This window comes from Streptomyces sp. NBC_00028, from assembly GCF_045041065.1.
In the GTDB taxonomy this organism is placed as follows: domain Bacteria; phylum Actinomycetota; class Actinomycetes; order Streptomycetales; family Streptomycetaceae; genus Streptomyces.
Map to the genome: position 1 here is coordinate 3,685,697 of NZ_CP108293.1, position 21,072 is coordinate 3,706,768.

Consider the following 21,072-nt stretch of genomic DNA (forward strand, 5'->3'; position numbering starts at 1 on the left):
GGGAGAAACCATGGACGCCCTCGACGCGGGAGCGAACAGCCTCCTGCGACAGCCCAAGGCGGTCTGGGCCACGGCCGGCGCCTCCGTCGTCGCCTTCATGGGCATCGGACTGGTCGACCCGATCCTGCCGTCCATCGCCCAGGGCCTCGACGCCACCGCAGGGCAGGTCTCCCTGCTCTTCACCTCGTACTTCCTGATCACCGCGTTCGCGATGCTGGTCACCGGCTGGGTCTCCAGCCGGATCGGCGGCCGCAAGACCCTGCTGCTCGGCCTCGCCTTCGTGATCGTCTTCGCCGCCCTCGCCGGCACCTCGGGCTCGGTCGCCGAACTCGTCGGCTTCCGGGCGGGCTGGGGCCTCGGCAACGCCCTGTTCGTCTCGACAGCCCTCGCGGTCATCGTCGGCGCGGCGGCGGGCGGCAGTGCCGCGGCGATCCTGCTGTACGAGTCCGCGCTCGGCCTCGGCATGGCGTGCGGCCCGCTCCTCGGCGCGCTGCTCGGCGACGCCAGCTGGCGCTACCCGTTCTTCGGCACGGCCTTCCTGATGGCGGTCGGCTTCCTGTGCATCACGGTGTTCCTGAAGGAGCAGCCGAGGCCCGCCACGAAGACCTCGCTGCTCGACCCGCTGAAGGCGCTCGGCCACGGGGGTCTCGCCTCCGCCGCCGCCTCGGCGTTCTTCTACAACTACACGTTCTTCACCGTGCTGGCCTTCACCCCGTTCGTGCTGGACATGACCCCGTACAAGTCGGGTGCCGTGTTCTTCGCCTGGGGTGTGCTGCTCGCGGTGTTCTCGGTGATCGTGGCGCCGCGGCTCCAGGCGCGGTTCGGTTCGCTGAAGGTGCTCGGCGGCTCGCTGGTACTGCTCGCGGCGGACGTGCTGGTGCTCGGATACGGCAGTCACACCACGGCGATCGTCTGCACGATCCTGTCCGGCGCGTTCATCGGCGTGAACAACACCGTCTACACGGAGTTGGCCCTCGGTGTCTCCGACGCTCCGCGTCCGGTCGCCAGTGCCGGCTACAACTTCGTACGGTGGTTCGCGGCCGCGGCGGCGCCCTACTTCGCGCCGAAGATCGAGGAGTGGACCGACGTCCAAGTCCCGTTCGTGGTGGCGGCGGTGACCGCGCTCGTGGGCGCGCTCGTGGTCGTCGTACGGCGGACCGCGCTCACTCGACAGGCGGCGGAGCTGGAGTCGAGGCACGCCACCGAGGACGGTGTGGCCGTCTTCGCCAACTGACGGCTTCCGGACACCACTTGGTGACCTTGCTCACGCGGGGATCACTCCAGCGGGACGGACTTCCGGGACGGGTCCCTGAGGTCCGTCCCGTTCGTCAGCCACCGCTCCTGGAGGGCCTGGGCGCCGTGCACCCGCTTCCAGGCGGCCTCGTTCGGGGTCATGGGGAGCAGGGGGAGGAACTGGACCGGGTCCATGGGCTCGTCGAGCTCCAGGTCCTCGACCAGGCCGCCCGGTTCGGCGACCAGGACCGAGGTGAAGGGGGCGCCGGGCCACAGCGGCTCGCCCACGTCGAGGGAGGCGCCGGGGGCCACGATCACACCTTCGACCTGCGGGGACGCGCCGAGGACGGCGAGCGGGCGCAGCGCCTTGTCGGTGTCGGCGAGGCCCGCGCGGACCGAGAGGACGAGCTCGGCACGGGGCCCCTTGACCGGGTCGGCGAGCATCGCCGTGGGGTCGCCCATCGGGGCCGCCGACATGCCGAGGGTGGCGTAGCGGACGATGTCGCCCTCGTGGAAGCGGAGCACCTCGATGCGGTCCGTGCCCAGGAAGGTGACCGCCGCGCGGGCGTCCGGCTCGCCCAGCGCGGAACGCAACCGGGCCTCGACCAGAGGAAGAACATCAGCCATGTCGCGAGCATAGAACTCGTCAGTACCGGGCAAAGCAGCGCCTTGACACTTCAGTCGGCTGATACTCTTGCCCGGTCGTTCGGGGCAGCACGCAGAAGCGTCGCGATCGAGTCCCGACGCCATGAAAATCCCCTACGGGGGAACTCCCCTACGGGGAATGGACGTCCCTTACGAGGGACCGGCCGGAGGAGGTGGGGCTGTCATGGATCGAAGTCACCCGTGCAGTACCACTCGTTCTTCCGCCCGCTGATGTAGCTGATCCGGATTCCGGCTGACCGCCGCCTCTCTTCACGCTCGCGTCTTCATCGGAAGAGCACTTCGTCTCGTTTTGCCTGATCTGTCTGATTCGAATCAGCATCTGTATCAGCAGCGAAGCAGCCCGCTACCGCAATGGTGCGGTGCTCCCCGCTTTGTGGACGTGCCAAACATCCGCAGTCAGGACGTCCTCATTCCGGGCAGTTCCACCCGTTGAAGCGGCCTTTCGTTGCCTGTCGCGAAGGAGCCTGCCATGTCGATGATCCGCGACCTGCGAGCCGTCGTCCGCCCGTCCCGCCCCTCGCTCCGCAAGGGCGTGCGCATGGACAGCGGGGCGTACGACACCACCCGCGACCCCGGCACCCCCTCGGCCGTCGTCGACTGCGCCGTCTACCGCGACGGCGCCCGCGTCGAGACCCCGACGCCCCTGACGCCGCACGAGGCGATGCGTCAGGTGCGCCGCGACGGCGGCTTCGTCTGGATCGGCCTGCACGAGCCGACCGAGGCCGAATTCTCCGGTATCGCGGGCGAGTTCGGGCTGCACCCGCTGGCCGTCGAGGACGCCGTACAGGCCCATCAGCGGCCCAAGCTGGAGCGCTACGACGACTCCCTGTTCACCGTCTTCAAGACCATCCACTACGTCGAGCACGACCGCCTCACCGCCAACAGCGAGGTCGTCGAGACCGGCGAGGTCATGTGCTTCACCGGACGGGACTTCTTCATCACCGTCCGGCACGGCGGCCAGGGTTCGCTCCGCGCGCTGCGCCACCGCCTCCAGGACGACCCCGAGCTGCTCGCCAAGGGCCCCTCGGCGGTGCTGCACGCGATCGCCGACCACGTCGTCGACGGCTACATCGCGGTCGCCGACGCGGTGCAGGACGACATCGACGAGGTGGAGACGGACGTGTTCTCGCCGGGGCGCAAGGGCTCCCCGCGCGGTTCGGACGCGGGCCGGATCTACCAGCTCAAGCGTGAGGTACTGGAGTTCAAGCGCGCGGTGTCGCCGCTGCTGCGGCCCATGCAGCTGCTGAGCGAGCGGCCGATGCGGCTGATCGACCCGGACATCCAGAAGTACTTCCGGGACGTCGCCGACCACCTCGCGCGCGTGCAGGAGCAGGTCATCGGCTTCGACGAGCTGCTCAACTCGATCCTCCAGGCCAACCTCGCGCAGGCGTCCGTCGCGCAGAACGAGGACATGCGCAAGATCACCTCATGGGCCGCGATCATCGCCGTACCGACGATGGTGTGTGGCGTGTACGGCATGAACTTCGACTACATGCCCGAGACGCACTGGAAGTACGGCTACCCCGTGATCATGATGATCACCGGTGTCATCTGCCTCGGCATCCACCGCACCCTGAAGCGCAACGGCTGGCTGTAGACCGCCTGGATAGGCTGCCCCCATGACAAGCGAGCTGCTCGACCAGGCCCTCGTCGAGGAGGCCACGAAGAAGTCCGGTCTCATCTGGGTCAGGGGTCCCGAGGGTCCCGCCCGGGCGCTGTGGCACGTGTGGCACGAGGGTGCCGCGTGTCTGGTCGGGGACGGGCCGGGCGAGCAGCCGCTGCCAGGGCTGACGGACGGCGGTTCGGCCGAGGTCACGGTCCGCAGCAAGGACAAGGGCGGGCGGCTGGTCTCCTGGACGGCGAAGGTCGTGGAGCTGCCGTCGGGTTCGCAGGCCTGGGAGGCGGCCGTCGCCGAGCTCAAGGGCAAGCGCCTGAACGCGCCCGACGGAGAGGCGATGCCGGAGCGCTGGGGGCGTGAGTGCCGGGTGCTGCGGCTTGAGCCGACGGGGGCGATGGCGCCGCTGCCCGACGGTGACCTGGCCACGGCGCCGGTGCCGACGTCCGCCACGACCCGGCAGCCGATCCCGGCGGGGCTGCCGAAGCTGCTGTTGAAGCGGCGCCGCCGGAAGTAGGTCAGGACGTCGGCAGCTGCTTGCCGTAGTCCACCGTCTCGCCCTTGGCCGGTGCCGTCAGCTCGAAGGACTTGCCCCAGCCGGAGAAGGTCAGCGTGCCCGCGCCGCCGGCGCGTTCCAGGCGGAGCGGGTAGGGCGTGCCCTCCAGGGAGACGTCCAGGGTGCCGCCGGAGCCGTCGTCGCCGGTGATGCGGATGGTGCGGGTGCCGGACTGCTCGTGGTGGCCGTCGGTGGCGAGGTCGCCGTGCAGGGTGAGCAGCCCGGCGAGCAGGACGTCCTTGTCGGTGAAGCCGCTGAACTTCTTGTACGAGGGGTCGCCCTGAGGCACCTTCACGAACTTGCCGTCGAGCTTGTCGGCGGCGGCCGTGTCCGTGCCCTGGTCGTCGGCCTTGCCGTCCTCGTGGGTCCAGAACTCCGCGTCGGCCTTGAGGAACAGCTTCTTCCCGACCCGCAGCAGCCGGAACGTGGCCCCCTCCGCGGTGACCGAGCCGGTGCCGCCGTCGGCCTTGAGACGCATGTCGAGTTTGTAAGTGCGCCCACTGGTCACCACGGTTCCGGAGAGACGCACCGCGTCCGCGGCGTCCGCGGCCGCCCGGGTCTTCGTCTGGATCTGGTCGGCCGGCAGCTTGCCGACACCGTTGGTGCCCGCGTCGGGGTCGTCGCTACTGCACCCCGTCAGGCCCGTTCCCGTCACGACCAGGGCGCACATCGCGCCCAGCAGTCCCATCCGGCGGGTACGGCCCTGGGGAATCGCAGTCACAGGTGGGGCGCCTTTCCGACGAGGGTTCATCAAGCGGCGTACCGCAGAGTACCGGGGCTCCGCGGGCCGAGCGGAGCCAGACCGTCCGGACCCCTCACCAGGGCGTACCGGATCGGGACGGGCTAGCCTGAAGCCCACCTGGACGGACAATTCAAGCGGAGAGCGGAAAGGAGTCGTGGCGATGGCAGGGGGCGCCCCCAGGATTTTCGTCTCGCACCTTTCCGGTGTCGCCGTGTTCGACCCGAACGGCGACCAGGTGGGCCGGGTGCGCGACCTGGTCGTCATGCTGCGCGTGGGCCGCAAGCCGCCGCGCGTGCTCGGGCTGGTCGTCGAACTGTCCACGCGGCGCCGCATCTTCCTGCCCATGACCCGGGTGACCAGCATCGAGTCCGGCCAGGTCATCACCACCGGTGTGCTCAACGTCCGCCGCTTCGAGCAACGGCCCACCGAGCGCCTCGTCTTCGGCGAACTGCTCGACCGACGCGTCACCCTCGTCGAGACGAGCGAGGAGGTGACCGTCCTGGACGTGTCCGTGCAGCAGCTGCCGGCCCGCCGGGACTGGGAGATCGACAAGGTCTTCGTCCGTAAGGGCGGCAAGGGCGGCGCGTTCCGGCGCAAGGGCGAGTCCCTGACCGTGGAGTGGTCGGCGGTCACCGGCTTCTCCCTGGAGGAGCACGGACAGGGCGCCGAGAGCCTGCTGGCCACCTTCGAGCAGCTGCGCCCCGCCGACCTCGCCAACGTCCTGCACCACCTCTCCCCCAAGCGGCGCGCAGAGGTCGCCGCCGCCCTCGACGACGACCGCCTGGCCGACGTACTCGAAGAGCTGCCGGAGGACGACCAGATCGAGATCCTCGGCAAGCTGAAGGAGGAGCGGGCGGCCGACGTGCTGGAGGCCATGGACCCGGACGACGCGGCCGACCTGCTGGGTGAGCTGCCCGAGGAGGACCAGGAGCGGCTGCTGAGCCTGATGCAGCCGTCCGACGCGGCCGACATGCGGCGCCTGATGTCGTACGAGGAGCACACGGCCGGCGGTCTGATGACGACCGAGCCCATCGTCCTGCGGCCCGACGCGACCGTCGCCGACGCCCTCGCGCGCGTGCGCAACGCCGACCTCTCCCCCGCGCTCGCCGCCCAGGTCTACGTCTGCCGTCCGCCCGACGAGACGCCGACCGGCAAGTACCTGGGAACCGTCCACTTCCAGCGGCTGCTGCGGGACCCGCCGTACACGCTGGTCAGCGCGATCATCGACGACGACCTGCAGCCGCTGGACCCGGACGCGGCGCTGCCGGTCGTCGCCGGGTTCTTCGCGACGTACGACATGGTCGCGGCGCCGGTCGTGGACGACTCCGGGTCGCTGCTGGGCGCGGTCACCGTGGACGACGTGCTGGACCACATGCTGCCGGAGGACTGGCGGGAGACGGAGTTCCACCTCGACGAGGAGCTCGGCGAGGGCGAGGTGGCCCCTCATGGTTCCTGAGCGCGAGACGACCACCCGCGAACGCGCCCCGAGCGGTGCCACCGCCACCACCCGCCCGCGCACCCGCCTGGACCAGCCCCGCCCGCCGCGGCGCCGGCTGCTGCCCGAGTGGGACCCGGAGGCCTTCGGACGGCTCTCGGAGCGCATCGCGCGGTTCCTCGGCACGGGACGCTTCATCGTCTGGATGACGGTCGTCATCATCGCGTGGGTGCTGTGGAACGTCTTCGCGCCGGGCGCCCTGCGCTTCGACAACTACCCCTTCATCTTCCTGACCCTGATGCTGTCCCTCCAGGCCTCCTACGCGGCTCCCCTCATCCTGCTCGCGCAGAACCGGCAGGACGACCGCGACCGGGTCAACCTCGAACAGGACCGCAAGCAGAACGAGCGGTCGATCGCGGACACCGAGTACCTGACCCGCGAGATCGCCTCCCTGCGCATCGGCCTGGGTGAGGTCGCCACCCGGGACTGGATCCGCTCCGAGCTTCAGGACCTGGTGAAGGAGCTGGAGGAGCGCCAGAACGGCCACGGGAGCGGCCACGGGAACGGCCAGGGCAACGAGCACGGAGTATTCCCGGCAGAACGGTCGCCCGGACGTGACGTAGAAGACCGCTGACGGGCATCCCTGGCGCAGGCTACCGAGCCGTACCATCGTCCTTATGGCTAGCGAAGACGCGGTGCGCGAGGCACTGGCGACGGTGAACGACCCCGAGATCAACCGACCCATCACCGAACTGGGGATGGTCAAGTCGGTGGACATCGGCGCGGACGGAGCGGTCGCGGTCACCGTCTATCTGACGGTCTCCGGCTGCCCGATGCGCGAGACGATCACGCAGCGCGTGACGGACGCGGTCGCGGCCGTGGAGGGCGTCACCCGTGTCGACGTCACGCTCGACGTGATGAGCGACGAGCAGCGCAAGGAGCTGGCGACGGCCCTGCGCGGCGGCCAGACCGAGCGCGAGGTCCCCTTCGCCAAGCCCGGCTCCCTCACCCGCGTCTACGCGGTCGCCTCCGGCAAGGGCGGCGTCGGCAAGTCCTCGGTGACGGTGAACCTGGCGGCGGCGATGGCGGCCGACGGCCTGAAGGTCGGTGTCGTCGACGCCGACATCTACGGCCACTCCGTACCGCGCATGCTGGGCGCCGACGGCAGTCCCACCCAGGTCGAGAACATGATCATGCCGCCGACGGCGAACGGCGTGAAGGTCATCTCCATCGGCATGTTCACCCCGGGCAACGCCCCGGTGGTGTGGCGCGGCCCGATGCTGCACCGCGCGCTCCAGCAGTTCCTCGCGGACGTGTACTGGGGCGACCTCGACGTCCTCCTCCTCGACCTGCCGCCGGGCACCGGTGACATCGCGATCTCGGTGGCCCAGCTGGTGCCGAACGCCGAGATCCTGGTCGTGACGACCCCGCAGCAGGCGGCGGCCGAGGTGGCCGAGCGGGCCGGCTCCATCGCCGTCCAGACCCACCAGAAGATCGTCGGCGTGGTCGAGAACATGTCGGGCCTGCCGTGCCCGCACTGCGACGAGATGGTCGACGTCTTCGGCACGGGCGGCGGCCAAATGGTCGCCGACGGTCTGACCCGCACCACGGGTGCCACGGTCCCCGTCCTCGGCGCCATCCCGATCGACGTCCGCCTGCGCGAGGGCGGCGACGAGGGCAAGCCGGTCGTGCTGAGCGACCCGGACTCCCCGGCGGGCAAGGCCCTGCGCGACATCGCGGGCAAGCTCGGCGGCCGCCAGCGCGGCCTCTCGGGCCTGTCCCTGGGGATCACCCCGAGGAACAAGTTCTAGCTCATCTCTTACGACGAGGGGGGCGCCGTCCGCTGCGGACGGCGCCCCCCTCGTCGTATCGCACCGTCTACGCGTAGACGCTGATGTCCTTGATCATGGCGAAGCCGAGGCCGTAGGCGCTCATGCCTCTGCCGTACGCCCCGACGTGCACGCCCTCCTGGGTCGAACCGGCGAGCACCCAGCCGAACTCGGACTCGCGGTAGTGGAAGGACGTCGGCACCCCGTCCACGGGGAGCGAAAGGGTCGACCAGTCCGGGCCGTCCAGGTCGTCGGCCAGCGCCCACGCCGTCTCGGTCTGCTGGTCCAGCCAGTCGTCGCGCAGCGAGTGGTCCATCGAGCCGGGCCAGGTGAAGGAGAGCAGCCCCACGCCCGCGAGCCAGGCGGCGGAGGAGACGGACGTGGCCTCAAGGAGCCCCGTGCCGTCCGCGCTCCTGCGGGACGGATTCGCCGCGACGGTGACCACCACCGCGAACTTCTCCTTGTCCTCCGAGGCCTCGTTGCGTACGGAGGGCTCGTCACCGTGCCCGATCGAACCGTGCTCGACGGCACCGTCGGCCGCCGTTCCGACCTGCATCAGCCACCGCGGCCCCGTGAAGGCCTCGTCGAGGCCGTACCACGGGAAGGGCGCCTGCAGGTAGCCGTCGACCGTACGCCGGGCGGAGGGGACCTGCTGTCCGCCCTCCGCGGCCGGCGCCTGCGCGACTGCCTGACTCGTCGTCTCCATGTGCCCGGACGCCTCCTCGTTCCTCGTCGGACCGGAACGGCCCGCCCCCCTTCGGGCGACTCGTCCGGTCCGCACAACAACTCGGCAGCATAGCCACCTCACTGGGACGGGAACGGAAACCGCCCGCCGCGTGGGTCGCGCGACGGGCGGGTTCAGGCCGTACGGGGCTCGGGTGGCGTATGAAACGCGTCACGTACGAGGGTCGTACTCGGTCGTTCTCGTTCGTGCGAGGGTCAGGTGGCGTCCGCGTCGAAGACCGGGCGGTCGTCCTTGCCGTCGTCGTCGGGCTTCTTGGTCATGTCGATCCGGCCGCCGGACGAGGAGGGGGAAGAAGAAGACGAGGCGGACGAGTCCGAGTCGCGGCCGTGGACCGCGTCCGTGACCTCCGCCATCTCCTTCTTGATGTCGAAGCCGTTGCGGATCTCCTTGAGCCCCAGCTCGTCGTTGTCCAGCTGCTTGCGGATGAACGTCTTGGGGTTCAGGTCCTCGAACTCGAAGTCCTTGAACTCGGGGCCGAGCTCGGAGCGGATGTCCTGCTTGGCGGTCTCCGAGAACTCGCGGATCTTCTTCACGGTCCGCATGACGTCCTGGATGACCTTCGGGAGCTTGTCCGGACCGAAGACGAGCACGGCGAGGACAACGAGCGTCACCAGCTCGAGCGGTCCTATGTCATTGAACACCTGAAGCTCCTTGCCATGTCCGGGCCGGGTCCACGGTACCCGGCGATCCGGTACGACCGGTACTGTCCCGAGCCCCCGGAGTGCGCGCGCATGGGCGGTTTTGAGGGTTGTTTGCCATGTGGGACGGGGTTTCGGGGCGCGGCTATGAGGTTTCTGTCAATCGGTCCGCTGTGTCCGTTCCCTCAGTCACCGTCCGAGGATCCGAGCACCAGGGAGATGGTCATCTCCTTGCCGTCCCGCTCCACGGTGAGTTCGAGGCGGTCGCCCGGGCGGTGGGCGCGGGTCTTGACGATCAGCTCCTCGCCGGAGTGGACGCGCTGGCCGTCGACCTCGGTGATGACGTCGCCCGCCTTGATGCCGGCCTTGTCGCCGGGGCCGCCCGCGTTGACCGCGGCGCCGCCGTCGTTGCCCTTGGTGCCCACGCGGGCGCCGTCGCCCAGGTAGTCCATGTCGAGCGTGACACCGATGACCGGGTGGGTGGCCTTGCCGGTGTTGATCAGCTCCTCGGCGACGCGCTTGGCCTGGTTGACGGGGATCGCGAAGCCGAGGCCTATGGAGCCGGCCTGGCCACCGCTCTCCTCCGAGCCGCTGTCGGCGGAGCGGATGGCGGAGTTGATGCCGATCACCCGGGCCTGGGAGTCGAGCAGCGGTCCGCCGGAGTTGCCGGGGTTGATGGGCGCGTCGGTCTGGAGCGCGTCCACGTACGACACATCGCTTCCGTCGCCGCTCTCGCCGCCGGCCGTGATGGGCCGCTCCTTGGCGCTGATGATGCCGGAGGTGACGGTGCCCTCCAGGTCGTAGGGGGCGCCGATGGCGACCACCGGATCACCGACCTGGACGCTGTCGGAGTTGCCGAGGGTCATGGGCTTGAGCCCGCTGACTCCGCTGACCTTGACCACGGCGAGGTCATAGCCGCTGTCCCGGCCGACGACCGTGGCCTTGGCGGTGTCCCCGCTGTGGAACGTCACCGATATCTCGCCGTCCGCGCCGGCGGGTTCGACGACGTGGTTGTTGGTGAGGATGTGGCCCCGGTCGTCGAGCACGAAGCCGGTTCCGGTGCCGGATTCCTCGGAGCCGGTGACATGCAGCGTCACGACACTGGGCAGCGCCCGCGCCGCGATCCCGGCCACGCTGTCCGGAGCCCGCCCCGCGGGCTCCGCGGCGGCCTGCGGCAGCTCGATGTCCCCCACCCCTCCGTTGCGCTCCAGATAAGCCCCTACGACCCCGCCGACGCCCCCTGACACGAGCGCGAGCAGCAGCGCGGCCACGACGAGCGCCTTCTTGGCCCGCTTACGCCGCTGGTCCTGGGTGGCTACTGCGGCACCGTTCTGCTGGAACGGGGTGTGGGGGTGCGGGTAGAGGGGCGTCTGGAGGGAGGTGGGGGTGGCGGAGGCGGCCGGGGCGGCGGCCCAGGGGTCGTAGTTCTGCCAGGGGTTGGCGGGGGGTGGGGTTGTGGCGTCGGGTACCTGGGGTGTGGTGGCAGGGGGCTGGGTGGCGCCGGGCGGTACGGGGTTCTGGGGCGGGGTGGCGCCGTGATGCGGGGCCGGTGTGGCGGTCGCGTGCGGCGGGGCCGGCGCGGGGGCAGGGAGCGGCGCCGGGAGGGTGTCGTGCGGCGGGGCCGACGCGGCGGCGCCGGCCGGCGGGGTCGCCGCGGGCGTCCCGTGGGCCGGGGTCGTCACCGGGTGCTGGACCGGCGGGGCGGGGGCCCAGGGACCGGGCTCACCGTACGGCGGGGTGCTGTAGGGGTCGGGGTCGTGCAGGGGCTTGGGGCGCTCTGCCACGGCCGTGGGTGCCTCCGCCGGGTGGTCCAGCTCGAAGTCGCCGGAGCTGCCGGAGTCGCGGGAGTCGCGGGAGTTGCCGGAGTCGCCGGGCCCGTTCTCGCTCGGTGAGTCACTCCGGGTCGGCACGTCCTGGGGTGAGCGCAGCTCGAAATCGCCCTCGGGCAGGGCCGGTTCGGGGCCGTCGACGGCTGAGGCGTCCTGGGGGCGCCTCAGCTCGTAGTCTCCCCCGGGCGGGGCCGCGTCACCTCCGCCCGCACGGCTCCACCACTTCGCCTTCGTGGGCTTCCCCTCGTTCATGCTCTCCCCACAGCCAGGGCCTGCCTGTCCGGCACCTCAGACCCCGCTCACCTACACCTATCAGGCGCGTCACCTTCGATGACACGGCCTGAGCTGCCGGACAGGCCACGGCATGGCTCTCCCTGGATTCAACCAGGTTCACCGGCCGGTGCGCAGACGCCGGTCAGCCGGTGGGGCCGGAGAAGGTGGAAGGAGAAGAGGTCGCGTCGGGGACGGGTGCGGCGAGAAGGGCGGGCGGGGTGAGGTCCGGGGGCGTGGACCACGAGGTGAGCGTCAGCTGCGGGGTGGTGCTGAGCGGGCGTATCAGAGGGGACATGGCAGCCGCGCCGGCCACGACGGGCGTGGTCAGCGTGTGCGCGTCCGCCTGGACCGGCACTCCGGGCAGGAGCGGGGCGGACACCTCGGTCGGGGCGACCGGGGTGTCGCCGACCCGGGACTGACCGGCGGCGAGCAGCGGGCCCACGGCACGGCGGCGCTGGCTGTCGGGCGTGGCCGCGGCCCCGGCACCCTGGGAGCGGGCCGGGGTCACATTGCTGCCGCCCGAGCCACCACGCGCGTCGGTGTCGGCCGGGACTCCGGAGGTGACACCGCCCAGCGCGATCGCGGCCAGCGACACGGCACCGGCGGCGACGAACGCGAAGCGCATGCCCCGCGACGCCGTCCGCTCGGCCTCATGCCGGCTGACGTCGTGGATACGGAAGCCACCGCGGTCCATGCCGGGCGGCAGGACGGAGCCGTGCGCACGGGCGGGGACGTAGTCGAACTCGAAGCGTTCGCCGCGCTTCAGTCCGAAGACCCCCGAGACCCCCGAGATTCCGGTGGTTCGGTCGGCTCCTGATCGGTCGGAGAAGGCGTCGGGGAAGCCTCCCCCGAACGGCGAGCCACCGCCGTCGTCCGTGCCACCTCCTCCGGGCAGCCCCTGCAGGCGCGCGAGGAAGCTCTCGGACGGGGGCGGCGGTGCCGCCTCCGCGAAGACGTTCTTCAGTCGGCGCTGGGCGTCGGCCTCGGCCTTGCACCGGGTGCAGGTGGCAAGGTGAGCGAGGACGCGCTCGCGCGTCTCATGACCGAGCTCGCCGTCCACCAGCGCGGCGAGTCGGTCTCCCAGATGCTGCTCCGCGAGATGCCCTTTGGCGGGATTGGGCCGGGATCCACTCACGCGGTCGCGCCCCCTCCTCCCAGTGCGGCGACGCGGGGCACGAAGGAGCGGCGCTCCTTGCGGGCCTCCGGCGAACGGTGCGCGAGGGCCTTGCGCAGCTGGGAACGGCCGCGGTGGATACGGGAGCGGACGGTGCCGAGCTTGACGCCGAGGGTCGCGGCGATCTCCTCGTACGACAGTCCTTCGATGTCGCACAGGACGACCGCGGCGCGGAACTCGGGCGCGAGGGTGTCGAGGGCCTGCTGGACGTCCGCGTCGAAGTGGGCGTCGTTGAAGGCCTGTTGCGGGTTCGGCTCACGGCTGGGCAGGCGCTCGGCCGCGTCCTCGCCGAGGGCGTCGAAGCGGATGCGCTGCTTGCGGCGCACCATGTCCAGGAAGAGGTTGGTGGTGATGCGGTGCAGCCAGCCCTCGAAGGTGCCGGGCGTGTAGGTCGACAAGGAGCGGAAGACGCGGACGAAGACCTCCTGAGTGAGGTCCTCCGCGTCGTGCTGGTTGCCCGTCAGACGGTAGGCGAGCCGGTAGACCCGGCCGCTGTGCGTGCTGACGATGTCCTCCCAGGTCGGAGGAGTCCACGCCTGCCCGTCCGCGTCGGTGGAGAAGGTCGCGGTCTGGCTGTACTCGTCGTGGCGGTGGTCAGCAGCGGTGTCGTTCACGGATTTCGGCTTGCCCGCCGATCCGAGGAAGCGCCGCAGCGCCCCTCCGCGATCCACAGGCGCGGCCGCACCTCCCCTGTCGGCTCTGGTGGTGTCCAGTGGAGCCCCTACCATAGCCACCTCGCCCGTTAGCTCCGGATAAGCGGTTTTACGAGAATTTGATCTGGGCTGATACCGCTCGTGCGGCTGCGTCACCGCCCGCCCGAGTGCCTGCCCGTCGTCGTGATCCAACTGTGTCCCCCCGTGTGCGTCTCCACCCCTCTAAACGCCCGGTCCCATCAGCAGGTTCCCGCCCCCAACGGATACAGTCACGCCCAGGCAACCACGGGGACAGGAGAGGGTCATTACCGGCAACCGGCAGACGAGCTGGGCGTTCGCCGACGCCTACGTCGCCGAGGACGAAGTGCTGCTCTGGGCCCGTGACCGGGCCCGCGAGGCGGGGCTGCGCTCGGTGTCGCCCGGCGCGGGCGCGGCGCTGCGGTTGCTGGCGGCCTCGGTGGACGCCAAGGCCGTCGCCGAGATCGGTACCGGTACGGGAGTCTCCGGCATCCATCTGCTGCACGGCATGCGCCCGGACGGCGTGCTCACCACGGTCGACCCCGAGCCGGAGCACCAGCAGTTCGCCCGGCAGGCGTTCCGCGCCTCCGGCTTCGCCAGCAACCGGGCCCGCTTCATCCCCGGCCGCGCCCTGGACGTCCTCCCCCGCCTCGCCGACGCCGGCTACGACCTCGTCTTCTGCGACGGCGACCGGCAGGAGGTCATGGACTACCTCGCTGAATCGTTGCGCCTGCTGCGACCGGGTGGCCTGGTGGTCTTCGAGGGCGTCTTCGCGCACGGCCGGACGGTGGACTCCGGCCCGCAGCCGACCGAGGTGCTGCGACTGCGCGAGCTGCTGCGCGCGGTACGGGAGAGTCCGGACCTGGTGCCGTCGTTGCTGCCGGTGGGTGACGGGCTGCTCTGCGCGGTCAAGCGTTAGGACGGGTCCGGCGGTCAGGCGTCAGGGCGGGTCCGCGGTCGGCGGACGGCCACTTCTGTGGACACCTCTGCGGACACCTCTGCGGACAACGACAACCCCGGCACCGCGTGCGATGCCGGGGTTGTCGAAAAGGTATGGTCGCTTCCGCGTCAGCCGACGACCTTCTTGAGGGCGTCACCGAGCGCGTCGGCCTCGTCAGGGGTCAGCTCGACGACGAGCCGACCGCCGCCTTCGAGCGGAACGCGCATGACAATGCCCCGCCCCTCCTTGGTCACCTCGAGCGGGCCATCGCCCGTCCGCGGCTTCATGGCCGCCATGCTCGTTCCCCTTCCTGAAACCAGCTCATCGTCTAAGCCGACGGCCCCTGGGAGGGCACGCGTGTCGTGCGTGAGCACGCGACACCGGCATCGAACACATTGCTTCCAGGCCATTATCCCGCATCTCAGGACCCGATGACCAACATCAGTCGGCATCGCTTGGGCAACGCGCGCGAGCAAAACCACTCAATTCGGCGATGTGACTGCGATACTGCGCGGCCGCGCACACGTTCGGCGACGGATTTCGGCCGCGGATTCTTTGACGCAGGTCACACGTCCGTTCCGGTCTCCCGGCGGTGATCTCCGCCATGCTGTCCCTGGTAACCCGCAAGTAACCCGCAAGGACGCAGGAGGGGACGCACCATGGCCGACACCGTGCTCTACGAGGTGAGCGACGGACTCGCGACGATCACGATCAACCGGCCCGAGGCGATGAACGCGCTGAACATCGCGACGAAGGTCGCGCTGCGCGAGGCGGTGGAGTCCGCGGCCGGTGACGACGCCGTGCGGGCGGTGCTGCTGACCGCCGCCGGGGAGCGGGCGTTCTGCGTGGGGCAGGACCTCAAGGAGCACATCGGGCTGCTCGCCGAGGGCTCCACACAGGTGATGAGCACGGTCGCGGAGCACTACAACCCTGTCGTACGGGCGCTGACCCAGATGCCGAAGCCGGTGGTGGCCGGGGTGAACGGTGTCGCGGCCGGGGCCGGCTTCGGGCTCGCGCTCGCTGCGGACTACCGAGTGGTGGCGGACACGGCTGGCTTCAACACGTCGTTCGCGGGGGTCGCGCTGACGGCGGACTCCGGCATCTCCTGGACGCTGCCGCGGGTGGTGGGCCCGGGGCGGGCCGCCGATCTGCTGCTCTTCCCTCGGACGATCAAGGCCCAGGAAGCCTACGAGCTGGGGATCGTGAACCGGCTGGTGCCATCGACCGAGCTGCCGGGTGAGGCGGAGAAGGTGGCGCGTGCTCTGGCCGAGGGCCCGACCGTGGCATACGCGGCGATCAAGGAAGCCGTGGCTTACGGGTTCTCGCACTCTCTGGCGGAGACGTTGGAGAAGGAGGACGAGCTGCAGACGCGGGCGGGGGCGTCGGAGGACCATGCGATCGCTGTGCGGGCGTTTGTGAACAAGGAAGTGCCCAAGTATTTGGGGCGCTGAGGCTCGTTGGCGGGTGCGGGTGCGGGTGCGTCCTGGCTGGTCGCGCCCGCGCGGCGGAGCCGCAAGTCGATACAGCCCCGCGCCCCTCAGGTGCGTCTGGTCACGCATGTTTCCAAGTGATCGTTCACCAATCCGCACGCCTGCATCAGGGCGTACGCCGTCGTCGGGCCTACGAAGCGCAGGCCCTTCTTCTTCAGGGCCTTTGACAGGGCCGTCGACTCGGGCGTGATCGCCGGGACGTCGCTCACCGCCTTCGGAGCCGGGCCCGGCGTTTCCGGGGCGTGGGACCAGATCAAGGTGTCCAAGTCACCCGGCGCCCAATCCGCCAGTACGCGCGCGTTGGCGAGCGTCGCCTCGATCTTGGACCTGTTGCGGATGATGCCCTCGTCGAGCAGCAGGCGGTCGCGGTCGGCGTCCGTGAACGTCGCCACCTTGGCGATCTCGAAGCCGGCGAAGGCCGCGCGGAAGCCCTCTCGGCGGCGGAGGATCGTGATCCAGGAGAGGCCGGACTGGAAGGCCTCCAGGCTGAGACGTTCGTAAAGGGCGTCGTCGCCGTGGACCGGGCGGCCCCACTCCTCGTCGTGGTAGGCGAGGTAGTCCTCGGTGGAGACGCCCCAGGGGCAGCGCAGGCGGCCGTCCGGGCCGGCGAGAGCCGTGCCGTCGCTCACTGGTCCTCCTGCGCGGGCTTCTCCATGGAGACATGGGGAGCGTGCGAGGCGTGCGCGCCATGGGCGGCGGCCTGGGCGCCGGCCAGCGCGGACTCCAGGTCGGTGATGCGGGCGTCGCGCTCGGCGAGCTCGGCGCCGAGGCGGCCGAGGGCGTCGTCCACGTCAGCCATGCGGTAGCCGCGCGCGGCGAGCGGGAAGCGGAGGGACTCGACGTCGGCGCGGTTGACCGGGCGGTCGTACGGCAGGGGGTCCTGGAGGCGCTCCGGGGCGGCCTCCGGCAGCGGGCCCGTCTCACCGCCGCCCACGACGGCGAGCGTCACCGCGGCGATCACGACGGCGAGCGCGACGACGAGGAACAAGAACATAACCATCGCTGTGGGCCCCCACGCTCGGTGAATGTGTCGGAGTCGAATGTGTCAGAGTCCGATCGTGCCATGCGAGTCTGACAGTTAGGGTCGCAGGCGGCCGTAGGCCGACGACTTGCCAGGACGTACTAGGAGAGGTCACAGGGGATGCTCAGGCTGGGCAGGCGGGAATTCGGGCCGCACGAGCCGGTGATCATGGCGATCGTGAACCGGACCCCGGACTCCTTCTACGACCAGGGCGCGACGTTCCGCGACGAGCCCGCCCTCGCGCGCGTGGAGCAGGCGGTGGCCGAGGGTGCCGCGATCATCGACATCGGCGGGGTCAAGGCCGGGCCGGGCGAGGAGGTGTCCGCCGAGGAGGAGGCGCGGCGGACGGTCGGGTTCGTGGCGGAGGTGCGGCGGCGGTTTCCGGATGTCGTCATCAGCGTGGACACCTGGCGGGCCTCGGTCGGCGAGGCCGTGTGCGAGGCCGGGGCGGACCTGCTGAACGACGCGTGGGGCGGCGTCGATCCAGGGCTCGCGGAGGTGGCCGCGCGGTACGGGGTCGGGCTGGTGTGCACGCACGCGGGGGGTGCCGAGCCCCGTACGCGGCCGCATCGGGTGACGTACGACGATGTCGTGGCCGATGTGCTGCGGGTGACGCTGGGGCTGGCCGAGCGGGCCGTGGCGCTGGGGGTGCCCCGGGAGTCGGTGATGATCGATCCCGGGCACGACTTCGGGAAGAACACACGGCACAGCCTTGAGGCGACGCGGCGGCTCGGCGAGATGGTCGAGACCGGGTGGCCGGTGCTGGTGTCGTTGTCCAACAAGGACTTCGTGGGCGAGACCCTGGACAAGCCGGTGAAGGAGCGCGTGATCGGGACGCTGGCGACGACCGCTGTGTCGGCGTGGCTGGGGGCGCAGGTGTACCGGGTGCACGAGGTCGCCGAGACCCGGCAGGTGCTGGACATGGTGGCGTCGATCGCGGGCCACCGGCCCCCGGCGGTCGCCCGCCGGGGACTCGCCTGACGGCCTAGCGGCCCGCCTCCTTCGACACCAGGGCCACCGCCTCGTCCACGTCGTCCGTGACGTGGAAGAGGAGGAGGTCCTTCTCGGAGGCCTTGCCCTGGGCGATCAGGGTGTTCTTGATCCAGTCCACCAGGCCGCCCCAGTAGGCGCTGCCGAAGAGGACGATCGGGAAGCGGGTGACCTTCTGGGTCTGGACGAGGGTCAGGGCCTCGAAGAGCTCGTCCAGGGTGCCGAGGCCGCCGGGGAGGACGACGAAGCCCTGCGCGTACTTCACGAACATCATCTTGCGGACGAAGAAGTACCGGAAGTTCAGGCCGATGTCGACGTAGGGGTTGAGGCCCTGCTCGAAGGGGAGCTCGATGCCGAGGCCCACCGAGATGCCCTTGGCCTCGCAGGCGCCCTTGTTGGCCGCCTCCATCGCCCCTGGACCGCCGCCCGTGATCACCGCGAAGCCGGCCTCGACCAGGCCTCGACCGAGCTGCACGCCCGCCTCGTACTCCGGGGAGTCCGCCGGTGTCCGCGCCGAGCCGAACACGCTGATCGCGGGCGGCAGTTCGGCGAGCGTGCCGAAGCCCTCGATGAACTCCGACTGGATGCGCAGGACCCGCCAGGGGTCGGTGTGGACCCAGTCGGAGGGGCCGCCCGCGTCGAGGAGCCGCTGGTCGGTCGTGCTGGCCGTCACCTGCTCACGCCTTCGGAGGACCGGTCCCAGGCGCTGCTCCGACGGTGGCTGCTTCTTCCCCTCGGGGTTGCCGGTAGCCATGTGCGCTCCCTCCACTAGCGGGTAGTTCCGCTTCAGCGTAGATCCACGCCGGTTACGGAGGGGGGACATGTGCGTGTCCGCCGTGAAGCCTTACGGCCTCAGGCCGTCAGCCACGCCCTCAGCCGCTCCTCCGCCACCGGGATCAGGGACGCCTTCACGCGCTCGTCGACCTTGTGGGCCAGCAGCGGGTTGCCGGGGCTGTAGTTGACGGCCGGGACGCCGAGGCGGCTGAAGCGGGCCACGTCCGTCCAGCCGTACTTGGGGTGCACCTCGCCGCCCACGGCCTTCACGAACGCCGCCGCCGACGGGTCGTTCAGGCCCGGCCGCGCACCGCCCGTGTGGTCGTCGACGACGAACTCGTCCACGCCGCAGTCCGCGAAGTAGTCGCGGACGAAGGCCTCGGCCTCCTCCTCGCTGCGGTCGGGCGCGTAGCGGAAGTTGACGGTGACCGTGCAGGCGTCGGGGATGACGTTCGTGGCGACGCCGCCTTCGATGCGGACCGCGTTGAGGCTCTCGTGGTACTTCAGCCCGTCCACCACCGGCTGCCGCGGCTCGTACTCCGCCAGCTTGGCCAGCACGCGCGCGGAGGCGTGGATCGCGTTGGAGCCCATCCACGCGCGCGCGGAGTGCGCCCGCTCCCCTGTGAACCGGAGCAGCATCCTGAGCGTGCCCTGGCAGCCACCCTCCACCTGGCCGTCGGTGGGTTCGAGGAGCACCGCGAAGTCGCCCGCCAGCCAGTCGGGGTGGGCCTCGGCGACATGACCCAGTCCGTTCAGGTGGGCGGCGACCTCTTCGTTGTCGTAGAAGACGAAGGTGAGGTCGCGGTTGGGGGCCGGGACGGTCGCCGCGATGCGCAGCTGGACGGCGACGCCGGACTTCATGTCGCAGGTGCCGCAGCCCCAGAGGTAGCCGTCCTCGTCGAGGCGGGAGGGGACGTTGTCGGCGATCGGGACGGTGTCGATGTGGCCGGCGAGGATGACCCGCTCCGCGCGGCCCAGGTTCGTGCGGGCCACCACGTTGTTGCCGAACCGGTCGACCGTCAGGTGCGGCAGGGCGCGCAGCGCGGTCTCGATGGCGTCCGCGAGGGGCTTCTCGGTACCGCTCACCGAGGGGAAGTCGACGAGCCGCGCGGTCAGCTCCGCGGCGTCCAGCGTGAGGTCAAGCGGGGTATCGGCCATGGCCCCGACCCTAACGCCCGGGCGCTCGCGGTCGCTGTCCACACCCGGCTCGGGGGCCACAGAGGCCTCCAGTACCTTGTACGGATGCCAGAGCCGTCACCCTCTTCACGACGCCGTCGTCGTGGCCGCTTCCTCCGTTTCATGGGGGCCCTCGTGGTCCTGTGTGCCGTCGCGGGCTATCTCGTGGTGCAGTACGTCACCGGGGGCGCGGGGAAGCCGGGCTGCACGGTGGTCTCGGGCAAGGACGACGGGACGGCGTACGACTTCACGCCGGAGCAGGCGGTGAACGCGGCGACCATCACGGCCGTCGGCACCGGGCGCGGGCTGCCCGACCGGGCGGTGGCGATCGCGCTGGCGACCTCGATCCAGGAGTCGGGGCTGCGCAACATCACCCACGGCGACCGGGACTCGCTCGGCCTGTTCCAGCAGCGGCCCTCGCAGGGCTGGGGCACGGAGAAGCAGATCATGGACCCGGCGTACGCGGCGGGGAAGTTCTACGAGCATCTGGTCAAGGTCTCCGGCTATACGAAGATGCCGCTCACCGAGGCCGCCCAGCGCGTGCAGCGCAGCGGCTACCCGGAGGCGTACGCCAAGCACGAGCCGGACGCGACGCTGCTCGCCGCCGCGCTCACCGGATCCTCACCGGCCACGCTGACCTGCGACGGCCGGCCGGCGGCCACCCTGGCCGCCGGACCGGCCGGGGTGCGGGACGCGCTGGTGAAGGACTTCGGGCGGGACGCGCTGGACACGGCCGCCGAGGACGTGGCCGAGGACGCGTCCTCGTCCCCCGCCGCCGAGGCGACGGCCGCGGAGCGGACGCTGACCGTGCCCGTCACCGCCGACGACTCGGCGGCCAAGCGCTCGGCGCGGCAGCGGGGCTGGCAGCTCGCGCACTGGGCCGTGGCCAACGCCGCCACGCTGCACATCGAGAGCGTCCGCTACGCCGGGCGGCAGTGGACCGCAGGGAACACCCAGAGCGAGTGGCGGGCCGTGGCGGCCGAGGGCGCGGGCGGGGCGGAGCAGGGCACCGGGTCCGTGCGGATCGTGACTGGTCAGTAGTACGGGCCGTCACCCGCAGGGGTTACGCGGGCCCGCCGCGGACGCGGGTGTGCGCAGGTTTTCGTGGTCTCACCCTCGTATCCGCCGAATCCCTTGCGAACACAGGGCTGTAAGGATTCGGCGGACTTTCGGATCGGGCGCCTTTTGCCCGTTTTTATCCGCAGCCGATAATGCGACGCATTGCCAACTCTTTACGTTGGGCGTCCGCAACCTTCGCGGGCTTCGAGCGGTAGT

General features: G+C 70.7%; 22 protein-coding genes. 10 read left to right on the top strand and 12 right to left on the bottom strand.

The window, feature by feature from the left end:
* The first annotated feature begins 10 nt into the window (after positions 1–10).
* Complete coding sequence (locus tag OG885_RS16145; protein WP_405731536.1) at positions 11–1,234, top strand: MFS transporter; 1,224 nt, start codon at positions 11–13, stop codon at positions 1,232–1,234.
* Positions 1,235–1,275: 41 nt separating this feature from the next.
* Here OG885_RS16145 and OG885_RS16150 read toward each other — a convergent pair whose 3' ends face one another.
* Positions 1,276–1,860, bottom strand: a complete 585-nt coding sequence (locus OG885_RS16150; RefSeq protein WP_405731539.1) for a suppressor of fused domain protein — start codon at positions 1,858–1,860, stop codon at positions 1,276–1,278.
* 508 nt (positions 1,861–2,368) lie between these two features.
* On the opposite strand from OG885_RS16150, the gene OG885_RS16155 reads away from it, so the two are divergent.
* Positions 2,369–3,496, top strand: coding sequence for a magnesium and cobalt transport protein CorA (locus OG885_RS16155; RefSeq protein WP_405731542.1), 1,128 nt, complete (start codon positions 2,369–2,371; stop codon positions 3,494–3,496).
* A gap of 22 nt (positions 3,497–3,518) precedes the next feature.
* Positions 3,519–4,031, top strand: a complete 513-nt coding sequence (locus OG885_RS16160) for a hypothetical protein (protein ID WP_405731545.1) — start codon at positions 3,519–3,521, stop codon at positions 4,029–4,031.
* 1 nt (position 4,032) lies between these two features.
* On the opposite strand, the gene OG885_RS16165 is transcribed toward OG885_RS16160, so the two are convergent.
* The gene (locus tag OG885_RS16165) at positions 4,033–4,791 is read right to left on the bottom strand and encodes a hypothetical protein (protein WP_405731547.1); all 759 of its coding nucleotides are present in this window, start codon (positions 4,789–4,791) and stop codon (positions 4,033–4,035) included.
* 181 nt (positions 4,792–4,972) lie between these two features.
* Here OG885_RS16165 and OG885_RS16170 point away from each other — a divergent pair, with 181 nt between their 5' ends.
* Genes OG885_RS16170 through OG885_RS16180 form a run of 3 tightly spaced genes read left to right on the top strand, consistent with a single transcriptional unit; the run spans position 4,973 to position 8,058 of the window.
* Complete coding sequence (locus OG885_RS16170) at positions 4,973–6,268, top strand: magnesium transporter MgtE N-terminal domain-containing protein (RefSeq protein WP_405731550.1); 1,296 nt, start codon at positions 4,973–4,975, stop codon at positions 6,266–6,268.
* Entirely contained in the window at positions 6,258–6,881 is a 624-nt protein-coding gene (locus OG885_RS16175; protein WP_405731553.1) for a DUF1003 domain-containing protein, read from the top strand. The genes OG885_RS16170 and OG885_RS16175 overlap by 11 nt, the downstream gene beginning before the upstream one ends.
* A 43-nt stretch (positions 6,882–6,924) precedes the next feature.
* Positions 6,925–8,058, top strand: a complete 1,134-nt coding sequence (locus OG885_RS16180; protein ID WP_405731556.1) for an Mrp/NBP35 family ATP-binding protein — start codon at positions 6,925–6,927, stop codon at positions 8,056–8,058.
* Positions 8,059–8,125: 67 nt separating this feature from the next.
* On the opposite strand, the gene OG885_RS16185 is transcribed toward OG885_RS16180, so the two are convergent.
* The 5 genes from OG885_RS16185 to sigE all read right to left on the bottom strand — a co-directional run bounded on the left by OG885_RS16185 (position 8,126) and on the right by sigE (position 13,463).
* Positions 8,126–8,782, bottom strand: coding sequence for a hypothetical protein (locus OG885_RS16185; RefSeq protein ID WP_399948597.1), 657 nt, complete (start codon positions 8,780–8,782; stop codon positions 8,126–8,128).
* 233 nt (positions 8,783–9,015) lie between these two features.
* Positions 9,016–9,462 (bottom strand): sec-independent translocase, encoded by a 447-nt coding sequence (locus OG885_RS16190; protein WP_405731559.1) that lies wholly within the window; start codon positions 9,460–9,462, stop codon positions 9,016–9,018.
* Positions 9,463–9,644: 182 nt separating this feature from the next.
* The gene (locus OG885_RS16195; protein ID WP_405731562.1) at positions 9,645–11,540 is read right to left on the bottom strand and encodes a trypsin-like peptidase domain-containing protein; all 1,896 of its coding nucleotides are present in this window, start codon (positions 11,538–11,540) and stop codon (positions 9,645–9,647) included.
* Between the two features lie 163 nt (positions 11,541–11,703).
* Positions 11,704–12,696: a zf-HC2 domain-containing protein gene (locus OG885_RS16200; protein WP_405731565.1), complete on the bottom strand. Its 993-nt coding sequence runs from the start codon at positions 12,694–12,696 to the stop codon at positions 11,704–11,706.
* Positions 12,693–13,463 (bottom strand): RNA polymerase sigma factor SigE, encoded by a 771-nt coding sequence (gene sigE, locus OG885_RS16205; protein WP_399948605.1) that lies wholly within the window; start codon positions 13,461–13,463, stop codon positions 12,693–12,695. The genes OG885_RS16200 and sigE overlap by 4 nt, the downstream gene beginning before the upstream one ends.
* A gap of 229 nt (positions 13,464–13,692) precedes the next feature.
* Here sigE and OG885_RS16210 point away from each other — a divergent pair, with 229 nt between their 5' ends.
* Positions 13,693–14,325: an O-methyltransferase gene (locus OG885_RS16210; protein ID WP_405742753.1), complete on the top strand. Its 633-nt coding sequence runs from the start codon at positions 13,693–13,695 to the stop codon at positions 14,323–14,325.
* Between the two features lie 149 nt (positions 14,326–14,474).
* On the opposite strand, the gene OG885_RS16215 is transcribed toward OG885_RS16210, so the two are convergent.
* Entirely contained in the window at positions 14,475–14,642 is a 168-nt protein-coding gene (locus OG885_RS16215) for a DUF3117 domain-containing protein (RefSeq protein ID WP_003966491.1), read from the bottom strand.
* Between the two features lie 363 nt (positions 14,643–15,005).
* On the opposite strand from OG885_RS16215, the gene OG885_RS16220 reads away from it, so the two are divergent.
* Positions 15,006–15,797 (top strand): enoyl-CoA hydratase/isomerase family protein, encoded by a 792-nt coding sequence (locus tag OG885_RS16220; protein ID WP_405731569.1) that lies wholly within the window; start codon positions 15,006–15,008, stop codon positions 15,795–15,797.
* A gap of 86 nt (positions 15,798–15,883) precedes the next feature.
* Here OG885_RS16220 and OG885_RS16225 read toward each other — a convergent pair whose 3' ends face one another.
* A complete protein-coding gene (locus OG885_RS16225) occupies positions 15,884–16,465 on the bottom strand; it encodes a DNA-3-methyladenine glycosylase I (protein ID WP_405731572.1) in 582 nt (193 codons plus the stop codon).
* Positions 16,462–16,836 (bottom strand): DivIVA domain-containing protein, encoded by a 375-nt coding sequence (locus tag OG885_RS16230; protein ID WP_405731575.1) that lies wholly within the window; start codon positions 16,834–16,836, stop codon positions 16,462–16,464. The genes OG885_RS16225 and OG885_RS16230 overlap by 4 nt, the downstream gene beginning before the upstream one ends.
* 141 nt (positions 16,837–16,977) lie before the next feature.
* Here OG885_RS16230 and folP point away from each other — a divergent pair, with 141 nt between their 5' ends.
* Complete coding sequence (folP, locus tag OG885_RS16235; protein WP_405731578.1) at positions 16,978–17,838, top strand: dihydropteroate synthase; 861 nt, start codon at positions 16,978–16,980, stop codon at positions 17,836–17,838.
* 4 nt (positions 17,839–17,842) lie between these two features.
* Here folP and OG885_RS16240 read toward each other — a convergent pair whose 3' ends face one another.
* The gene (locus tag OG885_RS16240; RefSeq protein WP_399948614.1) at positions 17,843–18,601 is read right to left on the bottom strand and encodes a TIGR00730 family Rossman fold protein; all 759 of its coding nucleotides are present in this window, start codon (positions 18,599–18,601) and stop codon (positions 17,843–17,845) included.
* Between the two features lie 98 nt (positions 18,602–18,699).
* Positions 18,700–19,779 carry a succinyl-diaminopimelate desuccinylase gene (dapE, locus tag OG885_RS16245; RefSeq protein ID WP_405731581.1) on the bottom strand — a complete coding sequence of 360 codons (1,080 nt, stop codon included), beginning with the start codon at positions 19,777–19,779 and terminating at the stop codon, positions 18,700–18,702.
* Between the two features lie 141 nt (positions 19,780–19,920).
* On the opposite strand from dapE, the gene OG885_RS16250 reads away from it, so the two are divergent.
* Complete coding sequence (locus OG885_RS16250) at positions 19,921–20,838, top strand: heavy metal transporter (protein WP_405731584.1); 918 nt, start codon at positions 19,921–19,923, stop codon at positions 20,836–20,838.
* Positions 20,839–21,072 lie beyond the last annotated feature (234 nt).

What these genes read in the sequence shown, in the direction of transcription:
- OG885_RS16145 (WP_405731536.1), top strand. Translation starts at nt 11, where the DNA reads ATGGACGCCCTCGACGCGGGAGCGAACAGCCTCCTGCGACAGCCCAAG.
- OG885_RS16150 (WP_405731539.1), bottom strand. Translation starts at nt 1,860, where the DNA reads ATGGCTGATGTTCTTCCTCTGGTCGAGGCCCGGTTGCGTTCCGCGCTG.
- OG885_RS16155 (WP_405731542.1), top strand. Translation starts at nt 2,369, where the DNA reads ATGTCGATGATCCGCGACCTGCGAGCCGTCGTCCGCCCGTCCCGCCCC.
- OG885_RS16160 (WP_405731545.1), top strand. Translation starts at nt 3,519, where the DNA reads ATGACAAGCGAGCTGCTCGACCAGGCCCTCGTCGAGGAGGCCACGAAG.
- OG885_RS16170 (WP_405731550.1), top strand. Translation starts at nt 4,973, where the DNA reads ATGGCAGGGGGCGCCCCCAGGATTTTCGTCTCGCACCTTTCCGGTGTC.
- OG885_RS16175 (WP_405731553.1), top strand. Translation starts at nt 6,258, where the DNA reads ATGGTTCCTGAGCGCGAGACGACCACCCGCGAACGCGCCCCGAGCGGT.
- OG885_RS16180 (WP_405731556.1), top strand. Translation starts at nt 6,925, where the DNA reads ATGGCTAGCGAAGACGCGGTGCGCGAGGCACTGGCGACGGTGAACGAC.
- OG885_RS16185 (WP_399948597.1), bottom strand. Translation starts at nt 8,782, where the DNA reads ATGGAGACGACGAGTCAGGCAGTCGCGCAGGCGCCGGCCGCGGAGGGC.
- OG885_RS16195 (WP_405731562.1), bottom strand. Translation starts at nt 11,540, where the DNA reads ATGAACGAGGGGAAGCCCACGAAGGCGAAGTGGTGGAGCCGTGCGGGC.
- sigE (WP_399948605.1), bottom strand. Translation starts at nt 13,463, where the DNA reads ATGGTAGGGGCTCCACTGGACACCACCAGAGCCGACAGGGGAGGTGCG.
- OG885_RS16215 (WP_003966491.1), bottom strand. Translation starts at nt 14,642, where the DNA reads ATGGCGGCCATGAAGCCGCGGACGGGCGATGGCCCGCTCGAGGTGACC.
- OG885_RS16220 (WP_405731569.1), top strand. Translation starts at nt 15,006, where the DNA reads ATGGCCGACACCGTGCTCTACGAGGTGAGCGACGGACTCGCGACGATC.
- OG885_RS16230 (WP_405731575.1), bottom strand. Translation starts at nt 16,836, where the DNA reads ATGGTTATGTTCTTGTTCCTCGTCGTCGCGCTCGCCGTCGTGATCGCC.
- folP (WP_405731578.1), top strand. Translation starts at nt 16,978, where the DNA reads ATGCTCAGGCTGGGCAGGCGGGAATTCGGGCCGCACGAGCCGGTGATC.
- OG885_RS16240 (WP_399948614.1), bottom strand. Translation starts at nt 18,601, where the DNA reads ATGGCTACCGGCAACCCCGAGGGGAAGAAGCAGCCACCGTCGGAGCAG.
- dapE (WP_405731581.1), bottom strand. Translation starts at nt 19,779, where the DNA reads ATGGCCGATACCCCGCTTGACCTCACGCTGGACGCCGCGGAGCTGACC.
- OG885_RS16250 (WP_405731584.1), top strand. Translation starts at nt 19,921, where the DNA reads ATGGGGGCCCTCGTGGTCCTGTGTGCCGTCGCGGGCTATCTCGTGGTG.